Here is a 23,867-nt window from a genome sequence, read left to right on the forward strand (position 1 = left end):
CGGTGGTGATAACAGATGGGGAGAATTTCCCTGATGCACTTTCAGGTGCACCTCTTGCCTATGCATTGGATGCGCCGATCTTGTTATCGAAACGAGGTTCTCTTCCACGGGCAATCATGCAGGTCATTTCGGAATTGACACCTAAAAAGGCTGTGATTCTTGGAGGGACTGGTGCTGTACCGGCATCAGTAGTAGATCAACTGAAAACTCTTGGTATCCAGGAGTTTGAAAGACTTGGCGGGCAAAATAGATTTGAAACGGCCATGCTCATTGCCAATAAACTAAGATCATTGAATGGGGTGCCTGACAAGGCAGTCATTGCATATGGAAAAGACTTTCCTGATGCATTGGCCGTTGCTTCAATTGCGGCGGAAAAGGGTTATCCCATTTTGCTGAGTGAAAGGAACTCACTTCCGCTTGACACGCAGAAAGCTCTTGCAGGGGTTGCTGAAACCATTGTAGTCGGCGGTGAAGGCGTCATTAGCAAACAAGTTTTCGAAAGTCTTCCAGGTGCTACAAGATTTGGAGGAGCTGACCGATTTGCGACAGCAAATAAAATTACGGAAATGCTAGGTGACCATAAAGCATTTTACCTTGCCAATGGACGAGGTTTTGCTGATGCTCTTGCCGGTTCTGTTGCCGCTGCTAAAGATGGCGCTGAAATGCTTTTGGTAGAACAAAAGAAGATGCAAGATGGGACACGGAATATCCTGAACGCGAATGTCTCTTCGGATACAGTGATTCTTGGCGGTGAAGGGGTGGTTGGGTCAGATATATCCAATGAGTTAAGTCAATAACAATGGAAAGAGTCAGCCGGTTAGGGGCTGACTCTTTTTAGTAATTATTTTTTATTATAGGAGAAAGGTTTATCAACGTGCTTGCTGAATTGTAAATAAGGTCCGTACTCCTCGTTATACCAGCTGTTATATAAGATTTGATCGAATCGCCAGACGATGGCCGGAGGGATAACTGCCGGACCGCCCAGTGTTATCATATCAGGCATGTTGCTGTATGCCGTCTTTTGTTTTACAAAGTCAAAGGTGGCTGCCGGTCCTTTTGCAGGATCCACCAGTACTAGCGGATAGTCGAGTTTCGCTGATACCGGTGCTCCGGACAGGGCATCTGGAAAATTCCTGCCTGTTGCCAGGATGACTCCATTAAAGTCACTTGTAGGCTTGAAATAATTAATGACTTTTCTGTTGGTATCAAATCGATCTGCCCCGCCGATTCTTTCGCCATTCGGAAGCTGTTTCAGAACCTGGTCAGATACTACCCCAGGACCGCCGATTACGATTGCTTTGCTGAACTTGTATTTGTTGAGGAACTCCTTGGTTGCTTCCGGAATAGAGTTTCGTTCAACAAATACGATTGGAATCTGTTCGCTGCCGGCAAAGGCTGATACAGAAAGAGCATCAGGGAAATCGCGGGCGTTTGTGACAATGACCTTGCCGCTCCGTTTGGCAATATAATCATTGATTGCAGCTGCTGTTTCAAATCGGTCATCTCCCATTAAACGATGGACTTCAAATCCGAGCTGTTCCAAGTTTGATTTCACGCTATCCGAGACTGCCCCAGGGCCGCCCATAATCAGCACTTGGTCGGCTTGCAGCTCTCCCAATGTATCAATGGTAGATTGCCTGAGACTGTTAGGGTACGTGAGTAAGAGCGGAGCATCGAGTTTATATGAAAGCGCACCTGCAGCCAGACTGTCCGGGAAGCTCTGATTGCTGGCCATGATAACGAATCTTCCTTCCCTGGCTGGCAGGTCAGGATTAAGTTCCAGTTCCTCTGGCATTAAGACACCTGGTAAGGCAGTTTCCCACCCTGTCATTGAAATGGTATTTGATGTTTCGACAGAAGTGGCACCATACGCTCTCGAGTAATCTTTGAAAAGCGTTAAACTGTTTTGGGCATTCATTCGTCCATTAGAGTGATATAAAGATCCTTCATACTCCTCACTGCTTGCTTCCATGATCCATCTCAGCTGGTTATTAGTCAGGCCAGGATGATGGTTTTTGATGAGAGCAGCCAGTGATGCGGCCATAGGGGAGACCATACTTGTGCCGTCCATTGTAGCATATTTGCCAGACAGGTAAGTGCTGTAAATATTGACGCCAGGCGCTGCGACGGAAATCCAGTCCCCATAATTTGAAAAATCAGCGAGTGTATTTGTCCTGCTGTCACTGGCGGCGATTGCCATAACTGAATTATGGGCAGCGGGATAACTCTCGTAAGGCACACCATCGTTTCCTGCAGCTGCAATAACGAGAACCCCTTTCTGGTACGCGTAATTGCATGATTCCTCAACGTATTCACTATACTCGCCTCCGACACTGATATTAATAATGGAAGCGCCGTTTTTCACCGCATGATAGATGCCGTCAGCTAAATCTATATTAGATATTCCGTTCTTTGTACCGATTTTGATTGGCATAATATAACTGCCCTTTGAAAGTGAGGCAACGCCAATTTTATTATTGGTTTCTGCCCCGATGATTCCGACCACATGGGTTCCATGACCGACATCATCGAAAGGAAGCGAACTGCCGTTCAGGATATTGTAAGGCTTGTAGATCATGTTTTTTAAATCGGGATGGGACATATCGATTCCTGAATCTAGTACGGCGACAACCGGACGGGCTTTTGGAATGAAGCTTCGCCATGCTTCTGCCGCTTTTATCGCGTTGAAATCCTTCAATTGATAAGTTGCGAAATAGGCATCATTTACAGGTGGGCTGTAATACTGATATTCCTTCTCTTCCTCTGCGTAGACAACATAGGGATCCTTTTTTAAAGCATTCATTACTTTTTGTGTTTCAGTTTTCGATACTGTTAGTATTTTTGTTTTCCTTGATTGATCCTCGGCCTTTTTTTTTAAAGAAAGTCCTTTAATTGCCTGCTCCGTTTTGTACTTTACGACAATTCTTTTCGTTTCTTCTGCATTTACTGGCATGCTTCCAAGGAAGAATACTACACTTAACAAAAATACAAATTTAGCCCATCTCCCCAAAATAACGGACCTCCCTAAGTCGAAATGATGTTAAGAATCTCTAAAGAAGAATATATAAGATATCTTTTACTTTTATTATACTTTTTTATCGGACTAGGCAGGATTTTTTTGAAAGACTATTATTTACAAAATATTAATATGTGAATAAAACAAATAAATAAAAATTTCACACTTTTTTTACAAAAAGTGATATATTATTACTATTTTTGCGTATATAATAGATTTGCTGTTACATACTTGAAAGGTGGGACTAGGGTGAAAAAAGAGTTCAAAAAGAAATTAAATGGACTAGCTGTATCTGCTTTGACGGTTGGTTTATTGGTATCCCCGGTAGCCGGCACGCCAGTATTCGCAGAGGGCACGCCGACGAATGTCATGTCGAGCGAAGCGCTTGTAAAGATGAAAATCATGGGAACTACTGATGTGCATGGAAGCATCATGAACCATGACTATTTTACTGACACAGAAGTCACGAAAGGATTAGTGAAGGTTTCTTCTTTAGTTAAGGCTGAACGAAAAGAAAACGCTAACAACTTATTATTGGACAACGGTGACATGCTTCAGGGCAATCCGTTTACAGACTATGTGGCAAAAGTTGAACCACTGACATTTGTAGACCGCTTAGCGGGATTGGATCGCTTTGAGACTGCGATCGACATCTCTAAGGAAGGCTGGGAATCAGCTGAAACGGTTGTTCTTGTAAGATCAGATGAATTTGCTGATGCTTTGGCAGCGGCACCATTAGCTTATAAATATAACGCACCAATCCTATTAACTAAGCCAAACACTTTACATGAAGATACGAAGGCTGAGATCAAACGCCTTGGTGCGAAGCGTGTAGTAATTGTCGGAGGAACTGGAGCAGTTTCTTCACAGATTCAATCAACTCTTTCATCCAAGATGAAGCTTTGGGTTAAGCGTCTTGGCGGGGAAAACCGTTTTGAGACAGCTGCTCTAGTAGCAGAAGAGCTAGGAAACAGCACTAAAGCAGTGCTTGTAAATGGCCGTGATTATCCAGATGCAATCTCCGCTGCACCATATGCAGCTAAGAATGGTCTTCCGATCCTTCTGACTGATGCAAAGAAAATTCCTGCAGAAACACAGGAAGCATTAAAGAACGTCACTGATACTGTATTGATCGGTGGTACTGGTGTGATCAGTACTGATATTGAGAAGTCTGTTAAAGGAGCAACACGTTTCGGCGGAGCAACACGTTTCGAAACATCTCTAAAGGTTGCTACTGAACTTGACAGCGTTAAAACAAGAGTATTCGTTTCAACTGGACGCGGATTTGCTGATGCTTTAGCAGGTTCAGTACTAGCTGCAAGAGAAGATGCTCCTGTTGTTCTTGTAGAGAGAAACTCAATGCTTAAGGAAGTTGCAGCGCTAGTAGATGGTAAATCTGTAACAGTTCTTGGCGGAGAAGGTGTCGTTTCTGATACCCTTGTAAAGAATGAAGAGCACCCAATCTATCAAGCTATGAATGAATTGGACTATGATGCTGCAACATTAGGAAACCATGAATTCAACTATGGTCTTGATTTCCTTGAAGGCAGCATGAGAACTGCAGAATTCCCATTTGTTTCTGCTAATGTTTACAATGATGACCATGACAATGATCCGTCTAACGATAAGACCTTTGTAAAGCCTTATCAAATTATTGATAAGGAAGTAGTAGACGAATCAGGCAAAAAGCACACTATTAAAGTCGGCGTCATTGGCTTTGTAGCTCCGCAAATCATGCAGTGGGACAAAGCAAACCTTGAAGGCAAAGTTGTTACTGAGGATATTGTAGCTTCTGCGAAGAAGTGGGTTCCAAAAATGAAGAAGGATGGAGCTGAGATCGTTGTAACTTTATCTCACTCTGGCTTCGATGTCGACAAGGATAACAAAGAAAATTCAGTATTCGCATTAAGCGAAGTCCCTGGCATCGACGCAATCGTGTTCGGGCATACACATAAAGCATTCCCATCTGATAAGTCATACAATGGCATTGCTGGTGTTGATAACGTAAACGGAACAATCAATGGTGTTGCGGCTGTTCAGTCCATTGTCGATGCAAGCCACCTTGGTGTCATTGACCTGGAATTGGAAAAAGTAGATGGAAAGTGGAGTGTTAAAGGATCTAAATCAGAAGTTCTTGCTGCTAAGGATGCTGAAGTAGACAAGAATATTGTTGATGTGATGAAACCTTCCCATGACGCTACAGTTGACTATATCAACCAGCCGATTGGAACAACTACTGCGCCAATTTACAGCTACTTTGCACGCGTACAGGATGACCCATCCGTACAAATCGTTAGCAACGCGCAAAAGGAATACATTGAAAATGTACTAAAAGGTACAGAGTATGAAGATCTACCGGTTCTTTCTTCTGCAGCACCGTTCAAAGCAGGAAGAAACGGAGCGGATGAATATACGTATTTCCCGGCTGGGGAAATTGCAATCAAAAACGTTGCTGACCTGTATAAGTATCCCAATACAGTAACTGCAATCCAGTTATCTGGTGCTCAAGTTAAGGAATATCTTGAGTGGACAGCAGTAAACTTTAATCAAATCGACCCTGCTGAAACAACTGAACAATCTTTGATTAACAGTGATTTCCCTGTATATAACTTCGATACACTTGATGGTGTTACTTATGAAATTGATGTAACTCAGCCAGCTAAGTATGATAAAGATGGCAAAGTGGTTAACGAAGGTGCAAGCAGAATTAAAAACCTTTCTTATGAAGGTAAGCCAGTTGCAGATGATCAGCAATTTGTCATTGCTACTAACAACTATCGAGCTTCATTCACTAAGCTTGCTAACCCTGATGGAAAGAGAGTGATCTATTCTTCACCTGATGAAAATAGACAAGTTGTCATGAACTATATCATCAAGAACAAGACGATCAATCCATCTGCTGATCAAAACTGGAGCCTAGCACCAATCAACACAAATGTAAATGTGACATTTGAATCATCTCCAGCAGCTAAAGCATTTGCAGAAAGCTCTGACAACATCAAATATGTTGGCAATGGTGCAAATGGTTTTGCTAAGTACCAATTGGATATGATGGGCAAGCCTTTTGAAGTTCAACTACTTGGAATCAATGACTTCCATGGACAGCTTGATACTTTTAATTCTAAGTTGAATGCTGGCGGAGTTGAATATTTAGCTGCATATTTAAAGAAACACGAAGCTGAAAATCCAGAAAACACATTGATGCTACATGCTGGTGATGCAGTTGGTGCAAGTTCTCCTGTTTCTGCATTGCTACAGGACGAGCCTACTATTGATATTCTCAATAAGATTGGTTTTGATATAGGTACTGTGGGTAACCACGAGTTTGATGAAGGCGTGGACGAAATGCTTCGCTTGATTAACGGAGGCAGCCACCCTAAAACGGTTGAGAAATACGGTGAGTTTGAAGGTGCTGATTTCTCTTATGTAGCCGCTAACGTAGTCGATGAAAATACAAATCTGCCAATTCTTGACCCTTATGTAGTAAAAGAAGTGAACGGAGTGCCGATAGGATTCATTGGTATTGCTTACTCTGATACACCATCCATCGTAACTCCTAGCGGCACGGCTGGTGTTAAGTTCACTGATGAAACAGAAGCAATTAATAAGTATGCAAAAGAATTGAAAGACAAAGGGATTGAAGCGATTGTGGTTATTACTCACAATCCAGCAAAATCCGACCGAGATGGCAGCAATGCAACAGAAGAGTTAGTTGATATCGCAAAGAATATAGATGATGAAGTAGATGTATTGTTTGTCGGCCACAATCACCAGTATACAAATACAGTTGTTGATGGCAAACTTCTAGTTCAGTCTTATTCTTACGGAACAGCTTTCTCTGATGTAGATCTTATGATAGATCCTGCTACTAAAGATATCGTTTCAGCAACTGCAGAAATCGTTGATGTAAAGCGTGACGGAATTACTCCAGATGCTGAAATTAAAGAAATTCTGGACACTTATATTGCAGATGTAGCCCCAATTTTGAATGAAAAAATCGGTACTGCAACTGAATTCATCAGCAGGGAAGCAAACGTTGATGGAGAATCTGCAATGGGCAACATGGTTGCCGATGCAATGCGCTGGAAGACAGGCACTGATTTTGCCTTCATGAACTCTGGCGGAGTCCGCGCAGATATTGATGCAGGGGAGATTACTTGGAAGGAAGCTTTCACAGTTCAGCCTTTCGGGAATGACCTTGTAACAATGGATGTAACGGGTGCTCAAATCAAGACATTGCTTGAACAGCAGTGGGGAAGTAAAGTACGCATCATGCCTGTTTCTGGCTTAAAAGTTACTTACGATGATTCAAGAGCCGCTGGAGACCGCATCGTATCTATTACAAAACAAGATGGAACTCCAGTAGCAGCAGATCAAACGTACTCTATTACTGTTAATAATTACATGGCTGATGGTGGAGATGGCTATGCAATTCTTGCAACTATTAAGGACCGTACTATCGATGTAGTTGATCTAGAAGGCTTTGTAGGTTATATCAAGGCTAACGGCACAGTAAACCCTAAGATTGAAGGCCGTGTAACAAAAATCAACAAATAGTCTGTTGGAGAAGAAGAGTGCAATCTGCACTCTTCTTTTTTAGTTCGTTTAATTATCTATTAAAATACAATATTAAGAATAATATAAAAATATAATAGAATTTTCCTAGTTTAAATTGACTCCAATGGAAATATCTCGTAGAATTAAACTGTATTTTCTAAATATTTAAAGAAATGGGGGGGTCTTTTTTCACATTTACTTTGTTTTTCTAATATATTTCTAGGGAGGAAAAAGGATTGAAATTGAGAAAGCCACTTACGTATCTATTGGCTGGTTCGTTGTTGTTCTCTAATGTGAACTTCGCATTAGCAGAAACTCTAAATAACTCAAAACCATCAAAGCCTGTAATTACAAAACAATGGGATGGCAGAAAAGCATTTGATAAGTCAAAGCAAAAAACAACTGCCAACTTCAAAGTCTCTGACAAGGTTCGCGTGATTGTAGAAGTTGAGGGAGAAACCCCGATCGAATACGCAACTAAAAATAAAAAGCTATATAAAGAGCTTCCTGAAACTAAAAAGAACGAATTGGCTGCTAAAGTTGAAAAGCAGCAGAACAATGTGAAGAAAGCACTATCGACAAAAGGCGTTAAAATCAAGTACAAGGGCAAGTTTTCTACAGTCTTCAATGGTTTTAGCGGAGAGGTTACATACGGTGATATCTCTAAGATTGAAAGCACTGCTGGAGTCAAGAATGTATACTTGAGCAATGAGTATAATCGTCCTGAAGTACAGCCGAACATGAAAACAAGTCATCAGTTCATTCAGTCTTACCAAACTTGGGGAGATGCGCAATTCAAAGGGGAAGACCAGGTTGTAGCTGTCATTGATACTGGCGTGGATCCATCCCATAAAGACTTTGTTCTAAGCGAAGGCGTCGAAGGTGACCTGGAGGAGAGCGAAGTTAACACACTAGTTGAAGAAGCAGCCCTTAAAGGTAAATATTTTACTGAAAAGGTTCCTTATGGCTTCAACTACTATGATATGAATGACACAATCCTTGATTTAGGACCTGGTGCTTCCATGCACGGAATGCACGTTGCCGGTACAGTAGCAGCAAACGGTGACGTCGAAAATGGCGGTATCCAGGGCGTTGCACCTGAAGCGCAAGTATTGGCGATGAAGGTTTTCTCTAATGACCCACTTTACCCGTCAACTTGGTCAGATGTTTATTTGGCAGCTATTGATGATGCGATTACATTGGGGGCAGATGTCCTGAACATGAGTTTGGGAAGTACAGCTTCTTTCTACGAGCCTGAAAGTGTTGAAGACTTAGCGATTACTAGAGCGGTAGATAATGGCGTATTAGCTGCTGTTTCTGCTGGTAACTCTGGTCACATTGGTTACGGCTGGGATAATCCTAATTTTGAAAACCCTGATATCGGAGTTGTAGGTGCTCCAGGTTTGAATCCTGATTCACTCCAGGTAGCAGCTTCAGGAAATGAAGGTTTCCTATACGAAACGAAAGTAACCGTTGATGGTTCTGGTTTCAGTGCAGTAGGCTTTGGTCGTGACAGCTGGGATGGCTTAGCTGACAAGGAGATCGTCAGCCTTGAAGGTAAACTTGGCAAGCCTGAAGACTATACAGGTCTAGATGTGACGGGAAAGGTTGTTTTAGTACAACGTGGCGCTTTATCATTCTATGATAAAACTCAAAATGCTGCTGCGGCTGGTGCTGTTGGTATTATCGTTTATGACAGCAATGCAGGAGCATACTTTTATAAGGACCAGGGCGGTTGGGATGTTCCATTCACGATGATTTCTCATGCGGATGGAAATGCTCTTCGTAAGGTTGTCGAAGAACAGAACCTCAAAACTCTAGGAGTCGAGCAGTTGAATAAAAATGAAGACCCGGAAATGGGCAGAATGACTGACTTCACTTCATGGGGAACTACTCCAAGTCTCGAAATGAAGCCTGAAATTACTGCTCCCTGGCGGAAACATTTATTCAACCTTCCAAAATAACTCATACGGTCTTATGAGTGGTACTTCCATGGCCGCGCCGCATGTTGCCGGTGGATCTGCTCTAGTTCAGCAATACTTAAAGACTGATGACCGTTTTGAAGCATTAGAAGCTTCTGAGTATACTAGACTGGCAAAAATCTTGTTGATGAACTCAGCAAAAGTGATTGAAGATCTAAATGGCCAGCCTTTCTCGCCTAGAAGACAAGGTGCTGGTATGATGCAAACATTCGCAGCAGTTGATACTCCTGTATTTGTTGTTAACAAGAATACTGGAGAAGCAAAAGTGGAATTGAAGGATTTCAAGGATAAGTCTCAAAGCTTCACACTTACTGCTACGAACATTTCCGATAAGGAAGTTACTTATGATGTAAATACTCGCCTTCTGACTGATACGTATCAGGAAGTAAAAGATGCTCCAGATCAAAATGCTTTGACTGCTGGAGATATTCAAGGAGCTAAAGTTGTTGCTCCTAAAACAGTCACCATCCCAGCAGGGGAGTCAGTTGACTTTACTGTATCTTTTGACCTGACAGGTGCGAAGATTCCTGGACTGGATAAAGACGGTAAGGCAACTAGCAAGGCATTGGTTGAAGATATTTTCGTTGAAGGTTTCGTTCAATTCACAGATGCAAACGGTGCTGAAGCAAAACTTAATGTTCCTTTCCTAGGTTTCTACGGCGAATGGGATCGCCCGGATGTTGTGGATGGAATGAAAGACCTTGGTGAAAACAAGTACTTTGATTATTCGCAATATGATTTCACGGATGTCCTTGTTGATAAGGATGAGTTTTTCACTTCACCAGTTCCTGGAAAAGACTTCTATGCCCTTTCACCAAACGGTGACGGATTCCTTGATGATATGAATCCATTGCTCGGGTTCTTGCGAAATGCAAAAGAAGTCCAATACAACATTCTTAACAAAGATGAAAAGTTGTTAAAAAGGATTTTAATGGAAAAGAATGTACGCAAGAGTTTTATTGATGGCGGAACAGAAGATGGATTCAAGTACAACCCAGACTCTCTATGGGATGGATCTGTAAAGTCCAAAACTGTTGCAGACGGACTTTACTATTACGAAGTTAAATCCGTTGTTGATTATACTGGAGCAGATTGGCAGTCTAAGAAAATTCCTGTATATGTTGATACAACAGCTCCTGCAGTTACAGTTACTTTCGATGAGAAGACTGGTGAGCTTAAGTGGGAGGGCAGCGATGAGGGTGTCGGAATCGCAGGTTATGCAGTCGTGGTAAACGGTAAAGTAGTCAAGGAATTAGGTTCAGATGCTACTTCTTTCACTCTAGCTGATCTGGCAAAAGACTCTTTGGTAGAGGTCTATGCAATTGACTATGCTGGCAATGAAGGTAGTGATGAAGTTGCTAATGGCGACACCGATAGCCCGCTTCTTCTAGTTGATTCACCAGAACCTTATGGTGCTTATAACACTAGAGAAGTTCCGGTAGAAGGTTATGTTGTTGAAAATGTAAAAGTCGCTTCAGTAACTATTAACGGCGAACCTGCTTCAGTATCTTATGATGCAGAAGAAGAAGCATACTACTTCTCTGGAGTAGCTAAATTTGACAATGATGATAAGCATGATGTCATCATCACAGCTAAAGATGTAGCTGGCAATGAGTATTCAATCTCAAGAAAAGTATTCGTTGATACAGCAGCTCCAACTGTTACAACTGATGCACCAGCATTTGTTGACAACAATGTTGAAGAATTGACTGTTAACATTGAAATGAAAGATAACTACAATTACTTCTCAATGTTTGTAAATGACAGTCATGAGTATGCACAATCCTTTGAAGATCCTGTTTCTGTATTAGGTGAAGGAACAAAAACAGTAGAAGTGCCGGTATCCTTAAAAGAGGGAGACAATGTATTTACTGTTAAGGTTACTGACATCGCTGGAAACGAAGTTGTTCAAGAAGTTAAGATTCACCGTAATGTAGATGCTGATCGTGTTAACCGCCTGTCAGGTGACGATCGTTACAAGACAGCCGCAGATGTCAGCAAGAAGGGCTGGAATTCAGCAGAAACTGTAATTCTTGCTCGTGGTGACAACTATGCAGACGCACTTGCTGGTGTTCCATTAGCTAAGAAGTACAATGCGCCGCTGTTGCTTACAAAGCCTAATGAATTTACAAAAGAAGCAAGCGATGAAATCAGCCGCTTGAATGCTAAGACTGTTTACATCCTTGGTGGAACTGGAGCTGTAAATGCAGCTACTGAAAAGGCCATTAAGGATAAAGGAATCAAAGTAGTGCGCGTATTCGGTTCTGATCGCTGGGAAACGGCTGCGAAAATCGCTAAGCACGTTGCTCCAGAGGGCGTGAACGAAGTTGTTGTCGTAAACGGAAACAACTTCCCAGATGCATTGTCTGTTGCTTCATTTGCAGCAGATAAAGGAATGCCGATCCTATTGACAAGAACAAACTCACTTCCTGACGTAACTGCCAAGACAATCCGTGATCTTGGAGCTTCCAAGACATTGGTAGTCGGTGGTACAGGGGTAGTTCCTAAAGTTGTAACGGATGACCTTCCATACGTATACCGTCTTGGCGGACAAAACCGTTACGAAACAGCTCTAAAGGTTGCGCAATACTTCCATAAGGATGCCAACCATTATTACCTGGCAACAGGCAGAGACTTTGCAGACGCTCTATCTGGTGCAGCACTAGCTGCTAAAAACCACACAGGCGTATTGCTGACTGACAAGAGCCTATCTGCCGAAACTGAGAAGTTTATCAAGGACAACAATCTTGATAAAGTTACAATTCTTGGTGGGAATGGCGTAGTTAGTGACGCAGTTGCTGCTAAACTTAAGGATCTTCTTAAGTAATAGCAAGCAAAAGAGAGAACCGTTGAATCTTTTCAACGGTTCTTTTTTTGGTAGAGAATTAACTATTAAAGTGATTTGTTCATTTAATTTTCCGGCTGTGGTATCATGCTATTATGTGAGTTTTAATTTGGCTAATAAGGAGAATTGTGAGTATATGGACGAGCAAAAATACCCGGTTTACGATTATGTGAAATTCATTTGGAATAAGAAGTTGTGGTTGGTAGTAGCAGCTATTCTTTTCATGATTGCAGGAGCGGCTTTCAGTTTTACCAGAACAACGAATTATACTTCTACTGCACTTGTTTTTACTGGTACTGGCAATAATGAATTTCTTTCTAAGCCGAACTTAATTGAAAGCAGGTACGAGAAAGAATTTCAAGGAAAGTTTAATGGTAGTTTAAACGTTAGAATCAAAGAACCATACCAGATAGAGTTAAGTTCAACTGATACTGATAAAAACAGACTTGAATCTGATGTCACTATGATAGCTGAAAAATATTATAATGACATGAATGAACGATATGATGTTCAGTATGGGTTACTTGAGAAACAAGTAAAAACAATCAAAGAAAAAATAGAGAGTATTGAACAGTCACTTGATACTTATGGAGATCTTGCTTCTAAGGAAGCTGATGAGGATCTTAACTACACTGATATTGGGACCTTAATAAAAAGGTATGAAGCATTGCCGCGTTATGAAGAGGAACTCTTAGAAGCTGAGTATGACTTAGAGCTCATGGAGAAGCCTGACCTGGTGGAAGTCACCACCACCGCATCATCCAATAACCTGCTAAGAAACATGCTATTAGGCGGGGGTTTAGGTTTACAATTAATGCTTGTCATCCTTGTTTTCTGGAAGTATGTCCTGAATGCTAGAAGGGCTGAATCACAAGAGTAAAGGTTCCTAAAATATAGAAGGTGTTTAAATGAGCAGTTCGAAAACGTTTTTTAAGAATACCCTGGTTACCTTGTCGAGACAAGTATCTGGAATTATGCTTGGTTTGCTGGCTTCTATTATTATCGCAAGGGTTTTGGGGGGCCTGAGGGGAATGGGATGTATCAGCTGATTATCCTCCTGCCTATGACTCTGATGACTTTGCTTAATTTTGGTGTAGGTTCTGCAAGCGTTTATTATGTTGGCCAGAAAAAATATGATATGAAGGATATCATAAAAACCAATACGGCTTCGGGCTTTGTACTAAGCTTTGGGGCTATCCTTATTGGCTCGCTGGTCGTGTTTTTTGCTGCCGAACAGTTTTTTGAAGGTGTTCCAAAGCCTTATCTTTACAGTATTTTAATCATCATGCCTTTGCTTATGCTCAATGATTTCTACCTCGTCCTATTCCAGGGGGTACAGGATTTCAAATCTTTTAAAATACTCTGGCATTGGTAAGGCAATTAGTTGCTTTGCTTACACTAGCGCTTTTATTGCTTCTTTTGGATACTGGATTAGTAGGTACAGTGTTCTCATTCACGATAGGTGTACTTGCCCAGTTTGTTTTAACTTTGTATTTCCTAAGAAAAAGGCTGAATATCACCTTGTTTTCAGGTGAAATATCCAGGCCTTATTTTAAGGATTCATTTAAATTCGGTTACAAGGCTCATTTCAGCAATGTTCTTTCTTTTATTAACTATAGAGCAGATATGTTTATTATCTCGATGTTCCTGACACCGGCGGCAGTCGGTCTTTACGGGGTTGCTGTTACAATAGCTGAAAAACTGTGGATCGTCTCGCAGGCGATCTCATCTGTGTTGTATCCAGTGATTTCTTCTTCTACCGATAACGAAAGCAAAAATAAGTTGACGGGCGCGATCAGCCGGAATGTATTATTTTTCTCTGTGCTGGGCGGTGGTGTATTTTACCTTGCGAGCAACTTGATTTTCAGCCTGCTTTTCGGCGAGGCATTTGATAGAAGTTCGGATATACTAAAAATGCTCTTGCCTGGTATTGTCCTTTTTTCCGTTGATCGGATTCTGTCGAATGACCTTGCTGGGAGAGGGAAACCGGAGCTTAATATGTATACTTCGATTTTTACAGTTGCATCCAACATTGTGCTGAACTTTTTGCTCATCCCGAAAATCGGGATTTCCGGAGCAGCCATCAGCACATCTGTCACTTATAGTCTAAGTACTCTTATTAAAATGGTATTGTTCAAAAAGGAGACTGGCTTGCCTTATAGCAAGTTCATCATCCTGCAAAAAGAAGATATCGATGCATATAAGAAAATAATCAGAAAAAGGATGAGATCATGAACATGAAAGTCTTGATCATCCCTTCATGGTATCCAACGGAAGAAAACAAGATTCTTGGAATCTTTTTTAAAGAGCAGGCAATTGCTTTGAAGAAGCATGGCTGCCAGGTAATGGTGCTGTATCCTGAAATTCGGACACTGCGTTCATACAGCAGCAGCTGGAAGCAAGGTGTACAAATTGCTGAGGAAGACGGTTTAAAGGTATATCGTTATAAAACCTATAATCCGCTGCCGGCAAGAGTTCCCTTTTCCAACGCCTTTGTTTATTACAGCCGGCTGAAGAAGCTTTTTAAGGAAATGGTCCGTAAAGATGGCAAGCCTGACATCATTCATGCCCACTCAGTACTTTGGGGTGGCTGGGCAGCTGCCAAAATTGCAGAGGAAGAGAATATTCCGCTTGTTGTCACCGAGCATTCCAGTAAACTGGTAAGAGACTTGCTAAAGCCTTATGAGAAAAAGGAAGTGGCGAAAACTCTCAATAAGGCTGATGGTATCATCTCCGTTGGGCCAAGCTTAAAGAAAGAAATGCAAAAGTATACGGATAAACACGTTCTTGAAATTCCCAATATCGTGGATTATAAAGCCTTTCAAAATAATAGGCGCAAGGACAGCCAGAAAGACAGGTTCCGATTTCTTTCTTTGGCATTCCTCACCTCCAACAAAGGGATGGATATTTTGATCAAGAGCTTTGCGAAGGGGTTTAAGGGTGACGATGTTGAACTTGTCATTGGCGGAGATGGCCAGCAGATGGACGAGCTGGTTGAACTTGCAAAAGAGCTTGGCATTGAAGCCCAGGTGCAATTTTTAGGCAGGCTTGACCGCCAACAAGTAGTAGCTCAAATGCAAAATTGTGATGCTTTCGTCTTGGCGAGCAAGTTTGAGACCTTCGGTGTTGTGCTTATTGAGGCGCTTGCCAGTGGGAAGCCAGTGGTCTCTACCAGTTCTGGAGGCCCTGAATCGATTGTAAATGACAAGAACGGGTTCCTCGTTCCAGTTGATGATATTGAAGAATTAAGCAAGGCAATGCAGCAATTATATCATCAGTACCATGAGTATAACCTAGCAGCAATCCGCAAAGATTGTGAGAACAGGTTCAGCGAAGAAGTAATCGTGGGAAAAATAGTAGAAGTTTATCATAGTCTTTTATAGAGGTATAAATCATGAATTGGAAACTTACAGCGTACTTAGGTATATTTGTTTTAATCTTTTTAGATTCTTTCTTTATTAATATACCTATAGGACCTCTGAGAATGACGTTATTAAGAATGGCCATTCTGACCGTTTTTGCCATTATGATACTAAGGCTTATTGTAAAGAAGGACACCTTGGATTTATCAGGAATAAAGTTCCCGTTGATCTTTTTGGGAATCTGGTTTTATTACGGTGCTATGGCTGTTACCTGGTCATTCAGCAAATCAGCAGCGATCAAGGAATTGTACTACTTCTTCTTGTTCATCCTGTTGATTGTGGTAGTCGTTTACCTTCTGCAAAAAGTAACGGACTTTTGGATCTCCGAATCGATCTGGCTGGCTGGTGCAGCGATTGTGTTTATTGCATTGCTTGAGCTTGCATTTGATATCCATCTGCCAACCTCCAGGTATGTAATTGAGGCGGAGAGATTCAATGAAATGGATCTTCGCAGGGCAACGGCCTTCTTTTATAATGAGAATGATTTGTCTGTGTTTTTGGTCCTTGTCCTGCCATTCTTTATGACAAGGCTTTTAAGGAAACCCTTTTCGACTAAATTAATTAACTTCTTAGCCATCGTAGCTATTATTGCTGTTAATTACTTGAATGATTCAAGGTTAAGCCTGATTGCAATTATCCTTCAGATTACCGCTTTCGGTTTAATTGCATTATTTAATCAGGTGAAAAAGGGTGCGCGAATTGCATTGATTCTAAGCCCGATTTTGATTGGCATTCTCGCATGGTACGTGTTTCCTACCCTGTTGAATGTAGATTTGTTCGAGGGAATAAGGGAAGGGCGCGGATCGGCTTCACATCGCTTCAACCTTTACATGAATGGATTCTATGCAACATTTCAATCCGCCATGCTTGGTGTTGGCCCGGGGAATTTTCCGTTTCGTATTTATGAGGATATATTCCTGACTGGCGGATTTACAAATCCGCATAACTGGTGGCTGGAGGTTCTTAGCAGCTACGGGTTGATGGTATTTGCAGGCTATGTGGCATTTTTCCTCTTTATTGTCGTTCGGCTCTTCTTTATGTATGAATCTGATACGGGAAACAAACTCTTATCTTTATCACTATTGATGAGCTATATGGGCTTCGTGATTGCCTGTCTTGGCCCAAGCAGCCTGTTCTATTTCTGGCCGATGTGGTTCTTTTACGGAGTCGCCCTGGCGTTTATTGCTAAGCATACAAGAAAAGCAACATAGGGCAACGTATTCTGTTTTGAAGTACAAAATACGAATGAACATTGCTTTTTATACAGCAATTCGCATTTGAGTTAACAAGCAATTTGGCAAGTGAAAATTAGCAAATAAAAATGCTTGGAGACTGCTCCAAGCATTTTTATATTACAAGGTCAGTTAAGTGATTTACAAATAAATTGTCAGGCATCACCAGGAACCACTAAGATAAGCGGAGAAATTCCTCTTATTGAGGAAAGGGAGTGAAAAATAACTTAAATAGACGGAAAAATTCCGCCTATTTATTCGAAAAAAATGAAAATGGACCATTTTTCTTTGCTTATTCGGAAAAACTCCGCTTATATCCCCGAACGGAGCTCAATTCTGCAGAATAAGCGGAAAAACTCCACTTATTTAACCGGTCACGTGGTTACTCAATTAAGCAAAAGGAAGAATGTCTGCTTCACTCCACCTCTCAAGCACAGTACCCCCTGGTAATTCAAATATCATTTTTAGCACCCAAATCGGCATAAAAACCTTTGTCAGTATGTTAAAAGGAGTTCAATTTATTAACCACCATATATACAAACAAAAGAATCTGTCTAATTCAGTTGCTAATTAGTGCGCTATTTTAGTCTTTGTATTCGAGAAGGCTGAACCCGTTAATCCTAATGCTTTTTTATTTTGCCATGCTGGGGATTAGATTGTTCTCTAGCATGAAGCTTGAAGCTTCTATGTCTTTATATAACATATGAAAGCCTGGGCGGCATGCTTCAATGTCTGTTTCCTCTTGAGTGCTATTGTCAATGCATTTCCCGGACTCGAATACCCAATCATGGAATGCTGCATAGTCAACTTCATCAGAAAAGAAGCTGTACCTTGTTGTTTCATAGGCGAATCCTGCAAAACCTTCCTGTTTCACGCCCAATGTCTTTCCAAACTGTACCAGCGGCCGTTCAATTCCCAGCAGGGAGCTGATCGTAGGATAGATATTCATCTGGCTTGAGACAATCTCATTGACACTGCCTTCTGACTGTCCAGGGGGGGTGGATGATCAGCGGGACTCTGAACCGCTCTTTTTCATTAAAAGTGACATCAAGCAGTTTTTGTATTTCTTTTTTATCCTTTGGAATAGGTCCATAATGGTCACCGTACACCACAAAGATTCTATCTTCCCGAATCCCTTCCGCCTTCAAATCTTCAATGAACTTTCCGAGTGCCTGGTCGAAATAATAGACACTCTGGAGATAATGCCCGGTAGCAGTATCATCGAATCTTTCTGGGAGGTCAAGGTATTGGTACTCCTCAGGAAGGCCAAATGGCCGATGATTGGTCAATGTTACGATGAAATTATAAAAAAGGGCTATCGATCGTTTCATCGATGCAATGGCGATGAAAAATATAAGAACAGCTGTGCGAAACCAGTATTTTTTATCTATATTCATCAAAAAATAATCCCTTCCCTCTATCCTGCTTTGTGTGTTTCAGATTATATAATTGTTTAAGGTAAATTTACACAAAATTAAAGTAAAATAAACATTTATTGGTTATAATAAATCGTTATGCATCTTTCAATAATGGTTGCTGGTAATAGGGATTTGGAATTATAAGGTTTTATTTAATCAATAGGTTTTGCGACGAAAATTATGACGTGAATCCGAAGAGTATAAGGATCGAATCAGCCTGAATAGGGTGATTGAAACAATGAGGCAACAAAAGTAATGAAATTGACAAGTTAGTTAGTAAATTTAACTCGCATGAAATGGCTATTTCGACAAAATTCTTCTAGAGTTAAATTTATTGGTTTTGGATTTATAGAAATCAGAAAAAGGATTAGAATTTGAAACTTTTCCACTAATCCATCGTCTATAATGTTGTTGTTTTAAAAACTTTATTTAGGGGAAAGAAAAGAAAGGCTTTCCAGGAGAAACTGCACACCCGGCTTCCATTTAAAAAATCGTTGCTTAAATAGGGAATTGTGATACGATATGAATGGATTGGGAAGGATAAAACAAACTGATACAACAGGTGATTAAATTATGTACATTCAAGCGTTTATTGCTTTTTTCGTCTCCCTGGTCACAGTCTTGGTTGTAACACCGTTAGTCATAAAACTCGCCATAAAAATTGGGGCAGTAGATAAGCCGAATTACCGAAAAGTCCATGCGAAGGTTATGCCGCGCCTGGGTGGGCTGGCGATCTTCATTGGAGCAGCTGCAGGCTACTTTTCTGGAGGGCTCCACAATGAAAAGGTAACAGCTATCACAGTTGGAGCCATCCTGATCGTCATTCTTGGAATGCTGGATGACAAATATGAGTTATCAGCAAAGGTTAAATTTCTTGGTCAAATAGTAGTGGCAAGTTTAATTGCCTTCAGCGGCCTCACTGTAGATCTTTTGACCATCCCTTATGTGGGGAATTTCGAGCTTGGGATCTGGAGTTATCCAATCACGATTTTTTGGATTGTGGCATTCACAAATGCCATTAATTTGATTGATGGGTTGGATGGTCTTTCTGCAGGTATTTCAGCGATAGGGATAACAACTATCGCAGTGATGGCAGGATTGGCTGGAGCACAGCTTATCTTTACGTTTTCACTGATCTTGATCGGAAGCATTATTGGTTTCCTTTTTTATAACTTTCACCCTGCAAAGATCTTTATGGGTGATACAGGGGCATTGTTCCTGGGTTATTGTATTTCGATCTTGTCATTGCTTGGCTTATATAAAAGTGTTACGTTATTCAGTTTTATTGTACCGGTAATTATACTTGGAGTACCGGTCTTCGATACTACATTTGCGATTATCCGCAGAATAGCGAATAAAAGGCCGATTTCTTCACCGGATAAGTCTCATTTGCACCATCGATTGCTTGCATTAGGACTGTCTCATCGAAATACGGTATTGGCCATCTATGCTTTTGGAATTCTGTTTGGAATCAGCGCGCTGATTTTGTCTGAGTCCACGATGTGGGGAACTATCTTCATCATCTTCGGTCTTTTAGTCATAACAGAAGTCATTGCCGAAGTAATTGGACTTGTGCATGAACGATACAGACCTTTCTTGACAATCTACAGGAAGATGACAGGAAAGAGGTCTTTCGGCCGGAATAACTGAATAATGCCGTTTGTGCGGTTCACCGTACAAACGGTATCTTTCGTTTTTATAAGGATATTATTTCCCTGTATACCTGTTTTATACATAGTATCCTGAAATAAAAGTACTAAAATTATTCAAATGTATAAATTAATGATTTTTTTAAAATGTGTTAAACTAAGACGTGATTTTTAATATATTTTTTCATATCATGGAGGAATACTCATGAAAGTGCCTATGTTAGATCTTAGTGAACAATATCAGGAATTAAGAACAGAAGTATTGGAAGTTTTGGACCAGGTAATGGGATCTTCGCGTTTTATCCTTGGAGATAATGTGAAGAAGTTGGAAGAAGATGTGGCGAAATACAGCAATGTTTCATACGGTATCGGGTGCGGCAATGGCAGCGATGCTATACATATTGCCCTGCAGGCCATGGGTATTGGCCCTGGGGATGAAGTTATCACTACAGCCTTCACTTTTTTTTGCAACGGGCGGTGCAATTGTCCGTGCTGGCGCAAAGCCGGTCTACGTCGATATCGATCCGTTAACCTTCAATATTGATCCTGAAAAGATTGAAGCTGCGATTACAGAGAACACAAAAGCGATCATTCCTGTCCACCTTTATGGACAAATGGCTGATATGGAAAGAATCGCTGAAATTGCCAAGAAGCATGATCTAGGTGTAGTAGAAGATGCTGCACAGGCCATCGGTGCAAAGCACAATGGCAAGTCTGTAGGAGAGTTGGGATCTGCGGCTACTTACAGCTTCTTCCCAACGAAAAACCTGGGTGCATACGGTGACGGCGGAATGCTTGTAACAGATGATGCTGACATTGCCGAAAAGTCCCGTGTCATCAGGGTTCATGGCAGCAAGCCTAAGTACTATCATCATGTACTTGGTTACAATAGCCGCCTGGATGAATTGCAAGCAGCTGTGCTTAATGTTAAATTCCCTCATCTTGACAGATGGAGTGACTTAAGAAGAGAAAAGGCAAGCACTTATACCTCACTATTAAAAGAAAAACTGGGTGATTTAGTCGTAACACCTGTTGAAAAAGAAGGCAATCATCACGTTTTCCACCAGTATACACTTCGTGTTGAAAACCGGGATGAACTGCAGAGCTATCTGAAGGAACAGGGAGTAGCAACAATGGTGTATTATCCGCTTCCTCTCCATGTTCAGCCGGTATTTGCCGATCTTGGATATAAGGAAGGCGACCTGCCTGAAACTGAAAAGGCCGCTAGAGAAGCTATTTCTCTTCCAATGTTCCCTGAACTGAAAACGGAACAGCAAGAATATGTTGTGGCGAAAATTGCCGAATTCTATGGTAAATAAGTAGTGGAGAAAGCGCCGCCATACATAAGGGGCGTTTTCTTTGCGTACATTTTGGATCTTAAGTCAGGAGGAATTTTACCTTGATCAATTTTGCAATTGTAGGCATGGGGCATATTGCAAAAAAACATGTTGAAGCGATTGAACAGGCAGCGGAAGCCAACTTGTATGCGATCTGCGACACAGATCCAGTGAGGATGCAGGATGCTGGCGATGAGGTAAAGAAATATACTGACCTTGGTCAAATGCTGGAAGAGAATCCGGAAATTCATGTTGTAAATATATGTGTACCTTCCGGGCTTCATGCAAAGCTGACAAAAATCGTTGCTGAGCATAAACGTCATATCATTGTCGAAAAGCCGATGGCTCTCAAATTGGAAGATGCACAAAGCATGCTTAAGGATGCTGAGATAAATGGCGTCAAGCTTGCAATTGTCCATCCAAATCGGTTCCGCCCGGCGGTTCAGGCTATGAAGGCAAAAATGGATGCGGGCTCATTCGGTACATTAAGCCATGCGAATGCCACTGTCCGCTGGAATCGGAACCAGGATTACTATGATCAGGCAGCATGGCGAGGTACGAAAGAGTTTGACGGCGGGGTATTGATGAACCAGGCAATCCATGACTTAGACCTTTTGCTTTGGCTGATAGGACCTGTTGAATCTGTTCAGGCTATGACCGCCACTCGACTCCGGAAAATTGAGACAGAGGATGTCGCTGCTGCGGTTGTTCAATTCAAGAGTGGAGCTATAGGGTTGATTGAAGCCGCAACAACGGTTTTTCCAAAGAACCTGGAAGAATCGTTAGCGATTTTTGGGGAGACTGGTTCTGCCAAAATTAGCGGCAGCACAGCAAATTTCATTGAAACATGGGATTTTGAAGATACTACAGAAGAAGATTCTAAAGCAATTGCAGAGAAGGTAAAGGAAGATCCTTTTGAAAAACCGGGACATCAATGTATTATTGAAGATATGATTGAAGCAATCAATGAAGATAGAGCGCCTATTGTTAACGGGGAAGATGGTCTTGCACCTGTGAAGCTCATCCTCGCTATTCTGGAATCAGCAGAAACAGGAAAAAAAGTAGTATTACAATAAAGGAGAACTTAAAATGAGCCATTATGAAACTCTTACGAAAAAAATTGAGAATAAAGAAGCAGTTATCGGTGTAGTAGGATTAGGGTATGTTGGACTTCCGCTTGCTGTTGAGAAAGCAAAAGCAGGTTATAAGGTAATTGGATTCGATGTTCAGGCTTCACGTGTGGAACAAGTTAACATGGGTATTAACTATATAGGAGATGTTGTCGATCAGGACCTGGCAGACATGATTAAGGAAGGAATGCTAGAGGCAACAACTGACTATGCAAGGATCCAGGATGTTGATGCGGTCGCAATCTGTGTACCTACTCCGTTGGACATCTACCAGCAGCCAGATACTTCCTACGTTGAAAGCTCGTCAAAAGAAATTGCAAAGTATGCTCATGAAGGAATGCTTGTAGTGCTTGAGTCAACTACTTATCCAGGCACAACGGAAGAAATCGTTAAGCCAGCATTAGAAGAGAAAGGCACCTTGTTACTGGTGAAACTGTATTTATTGCCTACTCACCTGAACGCGTTGACCCAGGTAACAAGCAATTCAAGACGAAGAATACACCAAAGGTTGTCGGCGGAATCACAGAGAACTGTACAAAGGTAGCGTCTGCACTTTACCGTAATGTACTTGAAGGTGATGTGTTCGAAGTTTCCAGCCCTGCGATTGCTGAAATGGAAAAGATTTTTGAAAACACATTCCGTCACATTAATATCGCTCTTGCTAACGAAATGGCCATTCTATGCGAAAAAATGGGCATTGATGTTTGGGAAGTGATTGACGCAGCTAAAACAAAGCCATACGGCTTCATGGCGTTCTATCCGGGCCCTGGACTAGGCGGTCACTGTATTCCAATCGATCCATTCTATCTGACTTGGAAGGCACGTGAATATAATTACCACACTCGTTTGATCGAGCTTGCCGGTGAAATCAACAACAGCATGCCAGAATACGTCATCACACGTTCAATGCAAGTTTTGAATGAGGATGGAAAGGCATTGCGCGGTTCCAAAGTAGTAATTCTAGGTGTAGCTTATAAGAAGGATATTGATGATGTCCGCGAATCCCCAGTTCTTAAAATTGTAGAGCTTTTAAATGACCATGGTGCTGACTACAAAGTTGTCGACCCGTATGTGTCTTCATTTAAATCTTGCGGTGCGAAAGTAGAAACTGTTGAAATGACACAAGAATTGCTTAGAGAAGCAGACCTTGTCCTGGTAACTACAGACCATACTGATTTTGATTATGAAATGATCGCTAAGGAAAGCAAAGTTATTTTTGATACTCGAAATGCTCTTAAAGACATTGAAAAGCCTAACAAATACATCAAACTATAAAACG

At 41.4% G+C, this 23,867-nt stretch carries 14 protein-coding genes and 2 pseudogenes; 13 read left to right on the top strand and 3 right to left on the bottom strand.

The features are described from left to right. Positions 1-5 precede the first annotated feature (5 nt). On the top strand, positions 6-797 hold the full coding sequence (locus LC048_RS00330; RefSeq protein WP_306049129.1) for a cell wall-binding repeat-containing protein: 792 nt from the start codon (positions 6-8) through the stop codon (positions 795-797). A 44-nt stretch (positions 798-841) separates the two neighbouring features. On the opposite strand, the gene LC048_RS00335 is transcribed toward LC048_RS00330, so the two are convergent. After that, a complete protein-coding gene (locus LC048_RS00335; RefSeq protein ID WP_306049131.1) occupies positions 842-3,010 on the bottom strand; it encodes a cell wall-binding repeat-containing protein in 2,169 nt (722 codons plus the stop codon). A 255-nt stretch (positions 3,011-3,265) separates the two neighbouring features. Here LC048_RS00335 and LC048_RS00340 point away from each other — a divergent pair, with 255 nt between their 5' ends. The 8 genes from LC048_RS00340 (at position 3,266) to LC048_RS00375 (ending at position 17,033) form a co-directional block, all read left to right on the top strand. Further along, on the top strand, positions 3,266-7,573 hold the full coding sequence (locus LC048_RS00340; RefSeq protein ID WP_306049132.1) for a bifunctional 2',3'-cyclic-nucleotide 2'-phosphodiesterase/3'-nucleotidase: 4,308 nt from the start codon (positions 3,266-3,268) through the stop codon (positions 7,571-7,573). Positions 7,574-7,809: 236 nt separating this feature from the next. Next, complete coding sequence (locus tag LC048_RS00345) at positions 7,810-9,537, top strand: S8 family serine peptidase (RefSeq protein WP_306049133.1); 1,728 nt, start codon at positions 7,810-7,812, stop codon at positions 9,535-9,537. Positions 9,538-9,565: 28 nt separating this feature from the next. Further along, positions 9,566-12,382: a cell wall-binding repeat-containing protein gene (locus tag LC048_RS00350; RefSeq protein WP_306049134.1), complete on the top strand. Its 2,817-nt coding sequence runs from the start codon at positions 9,566-9,568 to the stop codon at positions 12,380-12,382. 154 nt (positions 12,383-12,536) lie between these two features. After that, positions 12,537-13,280, top strand: coding sequence for a Wzz/FepE/Etk N-terminal domain-containing protein (locus tag LC048_RS00355; RefSeq protein ID WP_226601541.1), 744 nt, complete (start codon positions 12,537-12,539; stop codon positions 13,278-13,280). Positions 13,281-13,436: 156 nt separating this feature from the next. After that, positions 13,437-13,775: a hypothetical protein gene (locus LC048_RS00360; RefSeq protein ID WP_306049135.1), complete on the top strand. Its 339-nt coding sequence runs from the start codon at positions 13,437-13,439 to the stop codon at positions 13,773-13,775. A gap of 14 nt (positions 13,776-13,789) precedes the next feature. Beyond that, positions 13,790-14,635 (top strand): lipid II flippase MurJ, encoded by an 846-nt coding sequence (locus LC048_RS00365; protein WP_306049136.1) that lies wholly within the window; start codon positions 13,790-13,792, stop codon positions 14,633-14,635. Next, a complete protein-coding gene (locus LC048_RS00370; RefSeq protein WP_226601543.1) occupies positions 14,632-15,783 on the top strand; it encodes a glycosyltransferase in 1,152 nt (383 codons plus the stop codon). Before LC048_RS00365 ends, LC048_RS00370 begins: the two co-directional genes overlap by 4 nt. 101 nt (positions 15,784-15,884) lie before the next feature. Continuing rightward, complete coding sequence (locus LC048_RS00375) at positions 15,885-17,033, top strand: O-antigen ligase family protein (protein WP_306049138.1); 1,149 nt, start codon at positions 15,885-15,887, stop codon at positions 17,031-17,033. 652 nt (positions 17,034-17,685) lie between these two features. Here the strand turns inward: LC048_RS00375 and LC048_RS00380 are convergent. Then, the gene (locus LC048_RS00380) at positions 17,686-18,003 is read right to left on the bottom strand and encodes a hypothetical protein (protein ID WP_306049139.1); all 318 of its coding nucleotides are present in this window, start codon (positions 18,001-18,003) and stop codon (positions 17,686-17,688) included. 16 nt (positions 18,004-18,019) lie between these two features. Beyond that, positions 18,020-18,451, bottom strand: a complete 432-nt coding sequence (locus LC048_RS00385) for a sulfatase-like hydrolase/transferase (protein ID WP_306049140.1) — start codon at positions 18,449-18,451, stop codon at positions 18,020-18,022. A 594-nt stretch (positions 18,452-19,045) separates the two neighbouring features. Here LC048_RS00385 and LC048_RS00390 point away from each other — a divergent pair. The 4 genes and pseudogenes from LC048_RS00390 (at position 19,046) to LC048_RS00405 (ending at position 23,863) form a co-directional block, all read left to right on the top strand. After that, entirely contained in the window at positions 19,046-20,122 is a 1,077-nt protein-coding gene (locus LC048_RS00390) for a glycosyltransferase family 4 protein (RefSeq protein WP_226601546.1), read from the top strand. A 204-nt stretch (positions 20,123-20,326) separates the two neighbouring features. Next, a pseudogene (locus tag LC048_RS00395) lies at positions 20,327-21,440 on the top strand (DegT/DnrJ/EryC1/StrS family aminotransferase). A gap of 80 nt (positions 21,441-21,520) precedes the next feature. Then, the gene (locus LC048_RS00400; RefSeq protein WP_226601548.1) at positions 21,521-22,534 is read left to right on the top strand and encodes a Gfo/Idh/MocA family protein; all 1,014 of its coding nucleotides are present in this window, start codon (positions 21,521-21,523) and stop codon (positions 22,532-22,534) included. Between the two features lie 13 nt (positions 22,535-22,547). After that, positions 22,548-23,863: pseudogene (locus LC048_RS00405) on the top strand (nucleotide sugar dehydrogenase). Positions 23,864-23,867 lie beyond the last annotated feature (4 nt).

Source organism: Mesobacillus subterraneus, assembly GCF_020524355.2.
GTDB classification, from domain to species: Bacteria; Bacillota; Bacilli; order Bacillales; family Cytobacillaceae; genus Mesobacillus; species Mesobacillus subterraneus_C.

Coding starts and splice junctions, on each gene's coding strand:
- LC048_RS00350 (WP_306049134.1), top strand. CDS start 9,566: ATGGCCGCGCCGCATGTTGCCGGTGGATCTGCTCTAGTTCAGCAATAC.
- LC048_RS00355 (WP_226601541.1), top strand. CDS start 12,537: ATGGACGAGCAAAAATACCCGGTTTACGATTATGTGAAATTCATTTGG.
- LC048_RS00360 (WP_306049135.1), top strand. CDS start 13,437: ATGTATCAGCTGATTATCCTCCTGCCTATGACTCTGATGACTTTGCTT.
- LC048_RS00370 (WP_226601543.1), top strand. CDS start 14,632: ATGAACATGAAAGTCTTGATCATCCCTTCATGGTATCCAACGGAAGAA.
- LC048_RS00375 (WP_306049138.1), top strand. CDS start 15,885: ATGACGTTATTAAGAATGGCCATTCTGACCGTTTTTGCCATTATGATA.
- LC048_RS00380 (WP_306049139.1), bottom strand. CDS start 18,003: ATGAATATCTATCCTACGATCAGCTCCCTGCTGGGAATTGAACGGCCG.
- LC048_RS00385 (WP_306049140.1), bottom strand. CDS start 18,451: ATGAATATAGATAAAAAATACTGGTTTCGCACAGCTGTTCTTATATTT.
- LC048_RS00390 (WP_226601546.1), top strand. CDS start 19,046: ATGTACATTCAAGCGTTTATTGCTTTTTTCGTCTCCCTGGTCACAGTC.